This window comes from Bacillus cereus group sp. MG16 (assembly GCF_040459875.1).
GTDB classification, from domain to species: Bacteria; Bacillota; Bacilli; order Bacillales; family Bacillaceae_G; genus Bacillus_A; species Bacillus_A paranthracis.
Genome location: NZ_JARVHE010000001.1, coordinates 206263 through 220084 on the forward strand (window position 1 = coordinate 206263; position 13822 = coordinate 220084).

Sequence of the window (13822 nt, forward strand, 5' to 3'; positions counted from 1 at the left end):
CTAGTGGAACACGGTAAATTAGTTGAATTTCTAGGTTTAACGTTCGATTTGTCATCAGTTATGATGGTTACTGTAGCAGCAGTTATTGTTTTCTTAATCGCTGTTATCGGAACTCGCAGCTTAGCTCTTCGCCCAACAGGAATGCAAAACTTCATGGAATGGGTGTTTGACTTCGTGAAAGGGATTATCAATAGTACGATGGACTGGAAAACAGGTGGACGTTTCTTAACGCTTGGCGTTACGCTTATCATGTTTATCATCGTATCGAACTTTCTTGGTTTACCATTCATGTATTCAGCAACTGAAGCTGGCGAACATATTGCATGGTGGAGATCACCAACGTCTGATCCAGCAGTTACATTAACATTAGCCGTGATGGTAGTTACCCTCACCCATTATTATGGAATTAAGATGAAGGGTACGAAAGAATACGTAAAAGGTTATTTCCAACCTATGAAATTCTTATTCCCATTAAAGGTTATTGAGGAGTTTGCTAACACATTAACGTTAGGTCTTCGTTTATTCGGTAACATTTATGCAGGTGAGATCTTATTAGGATTACTTGCTAAGTTGGGCGGAGCATCATTCCTTGGAGCATTAGGTGCACTTGTACCGATGTTAGCATGGATGGGATTCAGTGTATTCGTTGGATCAATCCAAGCATTTATTTTCGTTATGTTAACGATGGTTTATATGGCTCATAAAGTAAGCCATGACCATTAATATAATTTAAGTAAGAAAAAATTTATTTTTTTATAATACAAAGGAGGACAAATTAAATGAGTTTAGGTGTAATCGCAGCTGCAATTGCAATTGGTTTATCAGCATTAGGTGCAGGTATTGGTAACGGTCTTATCGTATCACGTACAATCGAAGGTGTTGCTCGTCAACCAGAATTAAAAGGCGCACTTCAAACAATTATGTTCATCGGGGTTGCTTTAGTTGAGGCACTTCCAATCATCGGTGTAGTTATTGCATTCATCGTAATGAACAAATAAGGGAGACTCCCCTTACATAGATGGCGAAGAGTGTTTTTCCGAACTTTCTTCGCCATTGCTTTATGAACGAAACGTATGTCTTTTTTTTTCATATGATCAATTTAGATATTTTGAAGGGAGTGAATCCTTGTGCCAACTTTATTATTAGGAGCTGCCATTCCATTTGGAACGATTGCTTACACATTGTTCATTTTCTTACTTCTATTAGTAATGCTACGCAAATTTGCGTGGGGTCCTTTAATGGGGATTATGAAAGAACGTGAAGAGCATGTTACTAATGAAATCGACGCTGCAGAAAGAAGTAACGCTGAAGCGAAGAAGTTAGTAGAAGAACAACGTGAAATGTTAAAACAATCACGTGTTGAAGCACAAGAGTTAATCGAAAGAGCGAAAAAACAAGCTGTAGATCAAAAAGATGCTATTGTTGCTGTTGCGAAAGAAGAAGCAGAATCAATTAAAGCATCTGCTGTACAAGAAATTCAACGCGAAAAAGAGCAAGCGATTGCTGCTTTACAAGAACAAGTTGCTTCTTTATCTGTTCAAATTGCTTCTAAAGTAATTGAAAAAGAATTAAAAGAAGAAGATCAAGTGAAGTTAATTCGCGATTATATTAAAGAAGTAGGAGAAGCGCGATGAGCAATGGGATTGTAGCAAAACGTTATGCTGTCGCTCTTTTTAAAATTGCTAAAGAAAAACACGTATTAGAAATGTTTGAAGAGGAATTACGCCTTGTACAAAACGTTTATGTAAAGAACGGAGAACTACATAGCTTTTTAACGCAACCAAACATTTCAAAGGAACAAAAGAAAACGTTTCTTGCAAACGTATTCGGGTCTGTTTCTGAATCTATTTTAAATACGTTATATATTTTAATTGATAACAAACGCATTGATATCTTACCTGAAATTGCAGATGAATACGTTGTTCTTGCTAATGAAGAACGTAACGTAGCGGACGCAACTGTATATTCTACTCGTCTTCTATCGGAAGAAGAGAAGCTTAACATTGCAGAAGCATTTGCAAAGAGAACAGGAAAAGATGCAATTCGCGTAAAAAATGTTGTAGATGAAGATTTACTAGGCGGCATTAAAGTACGTATTGGAAATCGCATTTATGACGGAAGTTTACAAGGAAAATTAGCACGTATTCAGCGTGAATTAATGAAGAATAGATAGGGGTGAAGCACATGAGCATCAGAGCTGAAGAAATTAGCGCACTGATAAAGCAACAAATCGAGAACTATCAGTCTGAAATCGAAGTTAGTGATGTTGGTACAGTTATCCAAGTTGGTGACGGTATCGCGCGTGCTCATGGTCTTGATAACGTTATGGCTGGTGAACTTGTAGAGTTCTCTAACGGCGTTATGGGACTAGCACAAAATTTAGAGGAAAACAACGTAGGTATTATCATTTTAGGACCTTACACAGAAATCCGTGAAGGTGACGAAGTTCGTCGTACTGGTCGCATCATGCAAGTACCAGTAGGAAAAGAACTAATTGGTCGTGTTGTAAACCCATTAGGTCAACCAGTTGATGGTTTAGGCCCAATCAATACAACAAACACTCGTCCAATCGAAAGTCCAGCACCAGGTGTAATGGATCGTAAATCTGTTCATGAGCCACTTCAAACAGGTATTAAAGCGATTGACGCTCTTGTACCAATTGGCCGTGGTCAACGTGAGTTAATCATCGGTGACCGTCAAACAGGTAAAACAGCAGTTGCACTAGATACAATCATTAACCAAAAAGATGAAGATATGATTTGTATTTACGTAGCTATCGGACAAAAAGAATCAACTGTACGTAACGTAGTAGAAACACTACGTAAGCATGGTGCATTAGAGTACACAATCGTTGTAACTGCATCTGCTTCTCAACCAGCTCCATTATTATACCTAGCTCCTTACGCTGGTGTAACAATGGGTGAAGAGTTCATGTACAATGGTAAACACGTATTAGTAGTATATGATGACTTATCAAAACAAGCAGCAGCTTACCGTGAGCTGTCATTACTATTACGTCGTCCTCCAGGTCGTGAAGCTTACCCAGGGGATGTATTCTACTTACATTCTCGCTTATTAGAGCGTGCAGCAAAATTAAGTGATGCAAAAGGAGGCGGTTCTTTAACTGCACTACCTTTCATCGAAACACAAGCAGGGGACGTATCAGCTTACATCCCAACAAACGTAATCTCAATTACGGATGGACAAATCTTCTTACAATCTGACCTATTCTTCTCTGGCGTACGTCCAGCGATCGATGCGGGTACTTCTGTATCTCGTGTAGGTGGATCTGCTCAGATTAAAGCAATGAGTAAAGTATCAGGTACACTTCGTCTTGACCTTGCATCTTACCGTGAGTTAGAAGCGTTCGCTCAGTTCGGTTCTGACCTAGATAAAGCAACTCAAGCGAAACTAAACCGTGGTGCTCGTACTGTTGAGGTATTAAAACAAGGATTACACAAACCGTTACGTGTAGAGAAACAAGTTATCATTCTTTACGCTTTAACACGTGGATTCCTAGATGATATCCCAGTAGTAGATATCACTCGTTTCGAAGAAGAATTCCATGCTTGGTTAGATTCTAATGCGACTGACTTATTAGAAGAAATCCGCACAACTAAGAAACTTGCGGATGACGACAAATTTGCAGCAGCAATTAACGGATTTAAAAAAGTATTCGTAGCTTCTGAGTAATAAAAGCGGAAGCGGCTCGTCCTGAATGTGAGGGGGATGGAGCTTCTGACGAAGAGGCGGTTTTTGCCTCGTAGGAAGAAGTGAAGCCACCGAGCATTCAAGCCGCTGGAGCTAGATAATATATAAGGCATCTCAATTTCTGAGATTGCTGACGGTTATGTAAAGGAAAAGAGTAGGTGCACCTATTCTTTTCCTTCAATCATGAGCAAGAATATCTTGCAACGTAGATTAGGAAGAGAATTCTTACTAATCGTGCCAACTTCCGGAAAAAAGGTGGTGAAAACCTGTGGCATCTTTACGCGATATAAAAGCGAAGATTAACTCGACAAAGAAAACGAGTCAAATTACGAAAGCGATGGAGATGGTATCTGCATCTAAGTTAAACCGTGCAGAGCAAAATGCTAAATCTTTCGTTCCGTATATGGAAAAGATTCAAGAAGTAGTAGCGAGCATTGCGCAAGGAAGTAAAGGAATTAATCATCCAATGCTAAATGCGCGTCCTGTAAAGCGTACAGGATACATCGTTATTACATCTGATCGCGGACTAGCAGGTGGTTATAACAGTAACGTATTACGTACAGTAAGTAACGTAATTCGTGAACGTCATAATATGGATTCAAACCAATATTCAATTATTGTGCTTGGACGACTAGGACGTGATTATTTAAAACGTCGCGGTTTTAACATCATTGATGAAGTAGTTGGATTATCTGACCACCCATCATTTACTGATATTAAAGACCTTGCTTCGCGAGCAATTGCGATGTTCGCAGATGGTGCTTATGATGAGCTGTATATTTACTACAACCATTACGTAAGTAAAATTTCACAAGAAGTAACGGAAAATAAAATTTTACCGCTTACTGATGTGGCGTCTGATAAACCGACGACAGCTTATGAATTCGAACCTTCTGAAGAAGAAATTTTAAAAGTACTATTGCCACAATACGCAGAAAGCTTAGTGTACGGTGCATTACTAGACGGTAAAGCAAGTGAACACGCAGCGCGTATGACAGCAATGAAGAGTGCTACAGACAACGCAATGGAAGTTATCGATTCACTTACACTTTCATTCAACCGTGCGCGTCAGGCAGCGATTACGCAAGAAATTACGGAAATCGTTGGTGGAGCAGCAGCGTTAGAATAGTAATAAAAAGCGTAGGCGGTTCGTTCAGAATGAGAGGGGGATGGAGCTTTTGACGTAGAGGCGATTTGTGCCTCGCAGGAAAAAGCGAAGCCACCGAACATTCTAACCGCCGGAGCTAGATTCAATAAAAAGTGGAAGCGGCTCGTCCAGAACAGGAGGGCATTGGAGCTCCTGACAAAGAGGCGTTTTTTGCCTCGTAGGAAGGCGCGAAATGACCGATTGTTCTAGCCGCTGGAACTAGATTCAATAAAAAGCGGAAGCGGCTCATTCAAAAGAGCCGCGTAAGCTTATAAACCAATAAAAAATTAAAAGCTAGCTGCTCGTAGAAAGTTGGCTAATTAAAAGAAAGCTAGGAGGGAACCCGATGAATAAAGGGCGCGTTACGCAAATCATGGGTCCGGTTGTAGACGTTAAGTTTGATGGCGGAAAGCTACCAGAAATCTACAACGCCCTTACGGTAAAACAGAGCAACGAAAACGGTGAACTTAACTTAACATTTGAAGTTGCACTTCATTTAGGTGATGATACAGTTCGTACAGTTGCGATGTCTTCCACAGATGGACTTGTTCGTGGCACAGAAGTAGAAGATACTGGTAAAGCAATCTCTGTACCAGTTGGTGATGCAACACTTGGTCGCGTATTTAACGTATTAGGTGATGCTATTGACTTAGATGGTGAGGTTCCTTCGGATGTACGCCGTGATCCAATTCACCGTCAAGCACCTGCATTCGAAGAATTATCTACTAAAGTAGAAATTCTTGAAACTGGTATTAAAGTAGTAGACTTACTTGCTCCTTACATTAAGGGTGGTAAGATCGGTCTATTCGGTGGTGCCGGTGTAGGTAAAACAGTATTAATTCAGGAGTTAATCAACAATATCGCACAAGAGCACGGTGGTATCTCTGTATTCGCTGGTGTAGGTGAGCGTACTCGTGAGGGTAATGACTTATACCACGAAATGAGCGATTCTGGCGTAATTAAGAAAACTGCGATGGTATTCGGACAAATGAACGAGCCACCTGGAGCACGTCAACGTGTTGCATTAACAGGCTTAACAATGGCTGAATATTTCCGTGATGAGCAAGGACAAGACGTACTTCTGTTCATCGATAATATCTTCCGTTTCACGCAAGCAGGTTCTGAAGTATCTGCCCTTCTTGGCCGTATGCCATCTGCGGTAGGTTACCAACCAACACTTGCAACAGAAATGGGTCAATTACAAGAGCGTATTACATCTACAAATAAAGGGTCTATCACGTCTATCCAAGCGGTATATGTACCAGCCGATGACTATACTGACCCAGCACCAGCTACAACGTTCGCTCACTTAGATGCAACAACAAACTTAGAGCGTCGTTTAACACAAATGGGTATTTACCCAGCCGTAGATCCATTAGCATCTACATCTCGTGCACTTTCTCCAGAAATCGTAGGAGAAGAGCATTATGAAGTGGCTCGTCAAGTACAGCAAACTTTACAACGTTACAAAGAGCTTCAAGATATCATTGCTATCTTAGGTATGGATGAGTTATCTGAAGAAGATAAGTTAGTTGTACATCGTGCTCGTCGTATTCAATTCTTCTTATCTCAAAACTTCCACGTAGCGGAGCAGTTTACAGGTCAAAAAGGTTCTTACGTACCTGTAAAAGACACAGTTCGTGGTTTCAAAGAAATTCTAGAAGGAAAATATGATGACCTTCCAGAAGATGCATTCCGCTTAGTTGGTGGCATTGAAGAAGTTATTGAAAACGCGAAGAAAATGATGGCGTAAGGCCTTAGGAGGGACGAAGTATGAAGACATTTCCAGTCAGTATTGTAACTCCTGATGGACCGGTTTACGAAAAAGAAGTAGAAATGGTAAGTGTAAAAGCAGAGAGTGGGGAAATGGGGATTTTACCAGGTCACATTCCAACTGTTGCACCATTAAAAATTAGTGCAGTTCGTCTGAAAAATGGTGGACACACTGATTATGTAGCAGTAAGTGGTGGCTTTATCGAAGTTCGTCCAGATAAAGTAACTGTATTATCATCATCTGCTGAAGAAGCAAACCATATCGATATCCATCGTGCAAATGAAGCGAAGCGTCGTGCGGAGCAACGTTTGCAAGATAAACAAGCACATGTTGACTTTAAACGTGCAGAAATGGCATTACAACGTGCTGTGAACCGTTTAAACGTTTCCGATATGAAATAAAAAATTCGTAAAGGCTTTGCCTTTACGAATTTTTTTTATGGATTTTATGGATAATTTTACAAAAATGGTATAATTACATCAGTGCTCGTATAAGTAGAGAATGTACAACAATTTATAAAGGGGATGAAGAAATGATCGGTGAAATGAAACGAGAAGCATTGCACTCTTTAAAAGGAAAATGGGGACTAGGTGTTGGATCAACGATTTTATATTTTATTTTAAGTTATGTTGTTTCAATGGCTGCAATGCTTATAATTTTAATTCCAGGAATTATTATATTTTTCTCATTTGCTGGTTTAACAGGTTCACTTGAAGAGGAAACAATGTCAATCGGAGCAGGTGTTACATTCGGGATTTTTTATTGCATTATGATAATTTTGAGTAACGCATCGTATGGGATTACATCATACGGTTATACAAATGTATTTTTACAGATTAGTAAACGAGAAGGTGCTAAAGTAGATCACTTATTCGAAGGATTTCGTGGCTTTAAAAGAATGATGAAAACAATGTGGGCAATGCTTGCGATTTTATTATATACAGGTACATGGATTCCGATGTTGCTAGTAGCCTTATTTGCATTTTTGGGTGAAGAAGGAAATACGTCGTTTGCTATTGCTTTCTTTGTACTATTAGCTATTTCAATCGTTGGGATGATTGTGATGTACTTTTCTTATGCAATGACGTACTATGTTATGGTTGAAAATCCAGAGTATAGTGTTTCGCAAGCAATGAAAGAAAGTAAGAATCTGATGAAGGGGCACAAATTAGATCTATTTCTTTTATGGTTAAGCTTTATAGGGTGGGCTATTTTAGCGATTTTTACACTTGGAATAGGTTTTCTATGGCTTAGTCCGTATGTGAGTACAACGACAGCGCATTTTTATCGCTACATTTCAAAGGGTGAATTGCAGTAGGAGTATGCTATACTAATAGAATTATTGTGTATAGGAGGCGAGGCTAAACATGATTAGTGATTTAAAAGGAGAAGCACTGGATTCATTAGAAGGGAAATGGGGCTTAGCTGTCGGGGCAACATTACTGATTTCGATTCTTCTTACGACCTTTAGTTTTAGTATTGAGTGGGTATTTTCTTCAATTTTTGATTGGAAAGAAACGAAAAATTCAATTTCAATAAATATCATTACATTTTTTGTTACTGGGCCTTTAACTTTAGGTGGATATTATCTTGCTTTAAATATCCTTCGTGAAAAGCAAGCTAGTATCGGTAATGTGTTCATTTGGTTTTCAGAGGGAAAGAGATTTTTAAAGTCATTTTTATTATATTTATTAGTAAATCTTTATCTTTTCTTATGGACGTTACTGTTTATTATTCCAGGCATTATTAAATCATTTTCTTATGCGATGACGTACTTTATAATAAATGATCACCCTGAGTATTCTATAAATCAAGCGATTACAGAAAGCCGTCGTATGATGGATGGGCATAAGATGGAGTATTTCATTTTATGTTTGAGCTTTATTGGTTGGTTTATATTAAGTTGTATTACACTCGGGATTGGATTCTTATGGCTAATTCCATATTTTTATACGACGTCAGCAGCCTTTTATGAAGAGATTGCAGAGGAATATTACGAGAAAACAATTCCGACACTATAAAGTGGGGCATCCCACATTGATGATTCGTTTTATAACCCCCCAGTATGAGTTATTGATTCATACTGGGGGTTTTTTGTAGAAATTTTATAAATTGATGACTAGTAAGTGGTTTACTGAAATAGTAACCTTGCATATATTTACAGTTATTCTTTTGTAGAAACTTAAGTTGTTTTTCTGTTTCAATTCCTTCAGCAACGACAGATAGGTTTAACGTATTTGCAAGAGAAAGGATAGTGGAAACGATGGCCCTTTCTTCAGGGCGATGATCGGCGAGTTGTGTAAATTCTCTCGGTACTTTTAATGTATCAATAGGGAAAATGGATAAATAAGCAAGAGAAGAATAGCCGGTTCCGAAGTCATCAATGGACGTTTGAATACCATATTCCTTTAATTGTTTTAGCTTGGATAACGTTTCCTTTTCATCGATCATTGCAATTCGTTCTGTTAATTCAAGTGTTACATCTTTTGGATCGACTTTAACGTCTGTTATTATTTGTAAAATGTTCTCGATTAAATTATTTTGCTGGAACTCTTTAGCTGATAAGTTAACACTTATTTTTAAATCTTTGTAGCCAAAAGTATGCCATATTTTTAGCTGACGACAAGATTCATTTAATACCCAATGACCAAGTGGAATGACTTGGGGAGTTTCCTCTACAATTGGAATGAACTCACATGGCGGAATGTCACCTAGCAGTGGGTGTTTCCAGCGTAATAATGCTTCGGCACCAATGATCTTTTTCGTAGTAATATCAATTTGTGGTTGATAGACGAGATAAAATTCTTCGTTTACTAAAGCGAGTGGTAAATCTTTTTCAATTCGAGCTTTTCGTTCCATTTTTTTATACAACTCTTTCGTGTACAGAGAGCTACCATTTTTCCCTTTATTTTTTGCTTCGTACATGGCCATATCAGCATGCTGTAAAATCGATAATGGATCTTCACCTGCTTCAGGGTATATGGCTATCCCGATGCTCGGTGAGATTTGTAAATGTTGATTTTCAATTTCGAATGGTTCGTTCATGGCTGCTACAATTGTATCAGCTATTTTTTTTACATCTGGCCTCTTTTTATAATTTTCGATAAGGATTGTGAACTCATCTCCAGCTAATCGGGCAAGCTTCATATTTGGTGTCGCTATACTTTCGAGTCTTTTTGCTACTGCAATTAATAGAAGGTCTCCTACCCTATGACCGAGGGTATCGTTAATAACTTTAAAGCGATCTAGGTCAAGAAACATAACAGCAAAAGGCATTTTTGATATTTTGGATCGCGCAATTGCTTGTTCTACATATTGATGAAATGCACGTCGATTTGCAAGCTCTGTTAGTGTATCATGATATGCTAGAAAGTTAATTTGTTCTTGTTGTTGTTTGCTTTCCGTAATATCTTTAATCATTAAATACACTCCAGAAATATGATCCTTTAAAAAGATAGGAACAGCTGTCACATGCAAGTAGTAAATATCTCTATTTTTATGATATGCCCGTATTTCTAAAGAAATAGATTTCCCCTTTTTTACGCGATGAAAGGCATTAATGATTTCTTCCAAATCTTCTTCATACGTAAGTGAATAGTAAGGCTGATTTAATAATTCATTCGTTTGATAACCGAGTAAAGTCGTACCAGCGTTATTCACTTTAAGAAAATTACCGTATAAATCTAATGTGAAGATTGGGTCTGGATGATGCTCGTATAAAGATTTAAACATTTGTTGGTTATGATATAGTTCATTTTTTTGTTCTACTAAATCTTCTGTACGCAGTTCAATTTGTTTTTCGAGTTCTGAGTTGAATTGCATTTGGGCTAATAATAATATTTTATTTTGTTTTCGAACTAAACTATGGCGTATGAGAACGAAGGAGAAAGTTATCATAAGCCCAATTACTACAATAGGCGCGAAAACATATTCGACTAATATGAAAACAATAAGCATTACGACAGAAATATAAGGTAATGATAACCTGATCGATTCCCCAAGTTTAGGTGTTAATAGCACTTGTTCTTGTCTTTCAGGTTCTTTTGTATGAAGAATACAGGCGATTGCTACTAGCACTAAAGTTACTTGATAGAGAGGAGTAATTGTAAACATAGAATATTCGGGTGTGAAGTATTTGATATAAGCATAAATCGCATCTGTAGTCGCATACAAAATTAAAGCACTACCAAGGAGCGCACCAACTTTTTTCGGTAATAAGGAAAGTGGTTTGAATAAAAGGTTAATTCCTATGAGAAAAAAGAGTAAATCGGTCATTGGATAGGTAAGTTGAACAAATATGTCGATATAGGATGTTGAAGAAACGTGAATGGTTCGTTCAATAAGTAAGTAGTAACTTAAAGTGAACTGTGCTGTAACAATAATGCAAATATCACATATCATAAAAAGCTTTTCTAATAAATCTCGGTTATAAATGATTTCATATAGAAAGGCAAATGCAAAGCTAATTAAAAAAAATAGATAAAAAAAATCAGACGGATCAACGAATGTATAGTAGTCCTTTAAAATTAAACGTTGATAGGCAACTACGATATCACCAATGAAATAAGAGAGGGTTCCAACACATAAAATGGTCCAAAATAAACGAGGTAACCCTTCTTTCAAGTTTGAAAAATAAAGTATATAACTACAAGCGATAATATCAATGAATAATGTACTCATACCAATTAATATTTGAAAAGGAAATGAGTATTCATATAGAAAAGGCATTGTCACGTAATGAATCATTATAGATAACAATATAATGCTTATAAGAATGCTTACATGTGTTTGTTTTTTCATTTATCTCACCCACGGTATATACATATAAATTCCTCTTTTTATTTTTTATAGTTTCTATACTTATTTTGCACAGGTATAGCCAGTTATAAAAATAGATTTTAATAATTCTCGTTTCTGTCCCCAACATATCGACATAGGAATTTGAAGTTTGCTATAATGATTAAAATAGTTGCATTATTTAGAAAAATTTAAAAATAATAATTACTGCAACTAGGACATATTGTTTACTAAGTGAACTTGTTCTTAATTTAGGGGGGAGGGTTTCACAATGGCAAGTGTATATGAAAATAGTTATATGATCGTTTTGATTTTCTTGCTATTAGGCATATTGCTTCCGGTAGTGGCTCTTACATTAGGAAGGATGCTGCGCCCAAATAAACCAAGTGCAGCGAAAGCGACGACGTATGAGAGTGGGATTGAGCCTTTTCATGATGCAAATATTCGGTTTCATGCTCGTTACTATATTTTTGCTTTATTGTTTGTCATCTTTGATGTAGAAACTTTATTTTTATATCCATGGGCTGTTGCATATGACAAGCTCGGTTTATTTGCATTGATTGAAATGCTCATCTTTGTTGTAATGTTGCTAGTTGGGTTAGCGTATGCTTGGAAAAAGAAGGTGTTACAATGGTTATAAATTTTGAGGAATTACATCCAAATGAGCGAGCGGAATTAGAACGAAATATCTTTTTTTCTACATTGGAACAGTTGAAGGGATGGGCGCGAAGTAATTCTTTATGGCCAATGACATTCGGACTGGCATGTTGCGCAATTGAAATGATGGGAGTAGGTTCATCACATTATGATTTAGATCGATTTGGGTCATTTTTTCGGACTTCACCAAGGCAATCGGACGTTATGATTGTATCGGGAACGGTAACGAAGAAGATGGCTCCTATTGTTCGGCGCTTATATGATCAAATGCCTGAACCAAAATGGGTTATTGCAATGGGATCTTGTGCGACAGCAGGGGGCCCGTATGTAAATTCATATGCTGTTGTAAAAGGTGTAGATCAAATTGTACCAGTTGACGTGTATATCCCTGGTTGCCCACCAAATCCCGCTGCTTTAATTTATGGCATTAATAAATTAAAAGAAAAAATTCGTTACGAGGCAAAGACTGGGAAGCAGGTGACGAATAAATGAGTGATCCAAACAAAGATTTAGAGGATTTGAAAAGAGAAGCGGCTAGGCGTGCGAAAGAAGAGGCGAGAAAGCGTCTCGTTGCGAAACATGATGTAGAAATAAGTAAACTTGAAGAAGAAAATCAAGAAAAAGAGAAAGCGCTACCAAAAAATGATGGAATGAATTTGGAAGAAGCGAAACGTCGTGCAGCAGCGGCCGCAAAAGCGAAAGCAGCGGCGTTAGCGAAGCAAAAAAGGGAAGAAACAGAAGAGGTAACGGAAGAAGAAAAGGCCAAAGCAAAGGCGAAGGCAGCAGCGGCCGCAAAAGCGAAAGCGGCGGCGCTAGCAAAACAAAAAAGAGAAGGAATGGAAGAAGTAACAGAAGAAGAAAAGGCCAAAGCAAAGGCGAAGGCAGCAGCGGCCGCAAAAGCGAAAGCGGCGGCGTTAGCGAAGCAAAAAAGAGAAGGAACAGAAGAAGTGACGGAAGAGGAAAGGGCCAAAGCGAAGGCGAAGGCAGCAGCAGCCGCAAAAGCGAAAGCAGCGGCGTTAGCGAAGCAAAAAAGAGAAGGAACAGAAGAAGTGACGGAAGAAGAAAAGGCCAAGGCGAAAGCGAAGGCTGTGGCGGCCGCAAAGGCAAAAGCAGCGGCGCTAGCAAAGCAGAAAGCTTCGCAAGGTGATGGGGATTCGGGAGATGAAAAGGCGAAGGCAAAAGCAGCAGCGGCTGCAAGGGCGAAGACGAAGGGTGCTGAAGGTAAGAAGGAAGAGGAAGCGAAGCAGGAAGATCCATCTGTGAATCAACCGTATTTAAATCAGTATGTTGAAGTTATTAAAGGAAAAGTAGGAGAGGATGCTTTAGTAGATTGCTACATTAATAAACTTTCCAAAGATGTACCAACTCTTGTAGTGGAGCCCTCAAAATATTATGAAGTAATGGAGTTACTGCGATCCCATGAGGAACTTGCATTTGATTATATGTCAGAGTTACATGCGACGGATTTTGTGACACATATGGAAGTGTATGTTCATTTATTTTCATATGGAAAGAAACAGTCAGTAGCGGTAAAGGTGAAGCTGGATAGGGAAGCGCCGCAAGTAGAATCGGTGACAGCGCTTTGGAAAGGGGCAGACTGGCCAGAGCGGGAAGCGTATGATTTGCTCGGCATTGTATTTAAGGGACATCCGAATTTATCGCGTATTTTAATGCCCGATGATTGGATAGGACATCCGCTTAGAAAAGATTATGAACCGTATGATGTGGAGGTGTAG

Annotated in this window: 14 protein-coding genes; 13 read left to right on the plus strand and 1 reads right to left on the minus strand. The window is 38.4% G+C overall.

Annotated elements, in window-relative coordinates:
- Positions 1 to 3 precede the first annotated feature (3 nt).
- From atpB to QCI73_RS01035, 10 genes are all read left to right on the plus strand, one after another.
- Positions 4 to 723, plus strand: a complete 720-nt coding sequence (gene atpB / locus QCI73_RS00990; protein ID WP_000399870.1) for a F0F1 ATP synthase subunit A — start codon at positions 4 to 6, stop codon at positions 721 to 723.
- A 56-nt stretch (positions 724 to 779) separates the two neighbouring features.
- Entirely contained in the window at positions 780 to 998 is a 219-nt protein-coding gene (atpE, locus tag QCI73_RS00995) for a F0F1 ATP synthase subunit C (RefSeq protein ID WP_000052064.1), read from the plus strand.
- A gap of 129 nt (positions 999 to 1127) precedes the next feature.
- On the plus strand, positions 1128 to 1634 hold the full coding sequence (gene atpF / locus QCI73_RS01000) for a F0F1 ATP synthase subunit B (RefSeq protein ID WP_353822359.1): 507 nt from the start codon (positions 1128 to 1130) through the stop codon (positions 1632 to 1634).
- Entirely contained in the window at positions 1631 to 2173 is a 543-nt protein-coding gene (gene atpH, locus QCI73_RS01005) for a F0F1 ATP synthase subunit delta (protein ID WP_000064683.1), read from the plus strand. Before atpF ends, atpH begins: the two co-directional genes overlap by 4 nt.
- Before the next feature lie 11 nt (positions 2174 to 2184).
- The gene (gene atpA / locus QCI73_RS01010) at positions 2185 to 3693 is read left to right on the plus strand and encodes a F0F1 ATP synthase subunit alpha (RefSeq protein WP_000027518.1); all 1509 of its coding nucleotides are present in this window, start codon (positions 2185 to 2187) and stop codon (positions 3691 to 3693) included.
- 286 nt (positions 3694 to 3979) lie between these two features.
- Positions 3980 to 4840, plus strand: a complete 861-nt coding sequence (atpG, locus tag QCI73_RS01015; RefSeq protein WP_000157696.1) for a F0F1 ATP synthase subunit gamma — start codon at positions 3980 to 3982, stop codon at positions 4838 to 4840.
- Between the two features lie 364 nt (positions 4841 to 5204).
- Positions 5205 to 6611, plus strand: a complete 1407-nt coding sequence (gene atpD / locus QCI73_RS01020) for a F0F1 ATP synthase subunit beta (RefSeq protein WP_001032592.1) — start codon at positions 5205 to 5207, stop codon at positions 6609 to 6611.
- Between the two features lie 20 nt (positions 6612 to 6631).
- Positions 6632 to 7033, plus strand: coding sequence for a F0F1 ATP synthase subunit epsilon (atpC, locus tag QCI73_RS01025; RefSeq protein WP_000847211.1), 402 nt, complete (start codon positions 6632 to 6634; stop codon positions 7031 to 7033).
- 131 nt (positions 7034 to 7164) lie between these two features.
- Positions 7165 to 7950 (plus strand): DUF975 family protein, encoded by a 786-nt coding sequence (locus QCI73_RS01030; protein ID WP_262724291.1) that lies wholly within the window; start codon positions 7165 to 7167, stop codon positions 7948 to 7950.
- 49 nt (positions 7951 to 7999) lie between these two features.
- Positions 8000 to 8653 carry a DUF975 family protein gene (locus QCI73_RS01035; RefSeq protein ID WP_000622476.1) on the plus strand — a complete coding sequence of 218 codons (654 nt, stop codon included), beginning with the start codon at positions 8000 to 8002 and terminating at the stop codon, positions 8651 to 8653.
- Positions 8654 to 8702: 49 nt separating this feature from the next.
- Here QCI73_RS01035 and QCI73_RS01040 read toward each other — a convergent pair whose 3' ends face one another.
- A complete protein-coding gene (locus tag QCI73_RS01040; protein ID WP_353822360.1) occupies positions 8703 to 11432 on the minus strand; it encodes a putative bifunctional diguanylate cyclase/phosphodiesterase in 2730 nt (909 codons plus the stop codon).
- A 268-nt stretch (positions 11433 to 11700) separates the two neighbouring features.
- On the opposite strand from QCI73_RS01040, the gene nuoA reads away from it, so the two are divergent.
- From nuoA to QCI73_RS01055, 3 genes are read left to right on the plus strand one after another with little or no spacing between them, the layout of a single operon-like run.
- Entirely contained in the window at positions 11701 to 12069 is a 369-nt protein-coding gene (gene nuoA / locus QCI73_RS01045; RefSeq protein WP_000179273.1) for an NADH-quinone oxidoreductase subunit NuoA, read from the plus strand.
- Positions 12060 to 12578, plus strand: a complete 519-nt coding sequence (nuoB, locus tag QCI73_RS01050; protein ID WP_000236331.1) for an NADH-quinone oxidoreductase subunit NuoB — start codon at positions 12060 to 12062, stop codon at positions 12576 to 12578. Before nuoA ends, nuoB begins: the two co-directional genes overlap by 10 nt.
- Positions 12575 to 13822, plus strand: coding sequence for an NADH-quinone oxidoreductase subunit C (locus QCI73_RS01055; protein ID WP_353822361.1), 1248 nt, complete (start codon positions 12575 to 12577; stop codon positions 13820 to 13822). The genes nuoB and QCI73_RS01055 overlap by 4 nt, the downstream gene beginning before the upstream one ends.

Bases quoted from the DNA above. Each gene is read 5' to 3' on its own strand.
- atpE (WP_000052064.1), top strand. From the start codon at position 780: ATGAGTTTAGGTGTAATCGCAGCTGCAATTGCAATTGGTTTATCAGCA.
- atpH (WP_000064683.1), top strand. From the start codon at position 1,631: ATGAGCAATGGGATTGTAGCAAAACGTTATGCTGTCGCTCTTTTTAAA.
- atpA (WP_000027518.1), top strand. From the start codon at position 2,185: ATGAGCATCAGAGCTGAAGAAATTAGCGCACTGATAAAGCAACAAATC.
- atpD (WP_001032592.1), top strand. From the start codon at position 5,205: ATGAATAAAGGGCGCGTTACGCAAATCATGGGTCCGGTTGTAGACGTT.
- atpC (WP_000847211.1), top strand. From the start codon at position 6,632: ATGAAGACATTTCCAGTCAGTATTGTAACTCCTGATGGACCGGTTTAC.
- QCI73_RS01030 (WP_262724291.1), top strand. From the start codon at position 7,165: ATGATCGGTGAAATGAAACGAGAAGCATTGCACTCTTTAAAAGGAAAA.
- QCI73_RS01035 (WP_000622476.1), top strand. From the start codon at position 8,000: ATGATTAGTGATTTAAAAGGAGAAGCACTGGATTCATTAGAAGGGAAA.
- QCI73_RS01040 (WP_353822360.1), bottom strand. From the start codon at position 11,432: ATGAAAAAACAAACACATGTAAGCATTCTTATAAGCATTATATTGTTA.
- nuoA (WP_000179273.1), top strand. From the start codon at position 11,701: ATGGCAAGTGTATATGAAAATAGTTATATGATCGTTTTGATTTTCTTG.
- nuoB (WP_000236331.1), top strand. From the start codon at position 12,060: ATGGTTATAAATTTTGAGGAATTACATCCAAATGAGCGAGCGGAATTA.
- QCI73_RS01055 (WP_353822361.1), top strand. From the start codon at position 12,575: ATGAGTGATCCAAACAAAGATTTAGAGGATTTGAAAAGAGAAGCGGCT.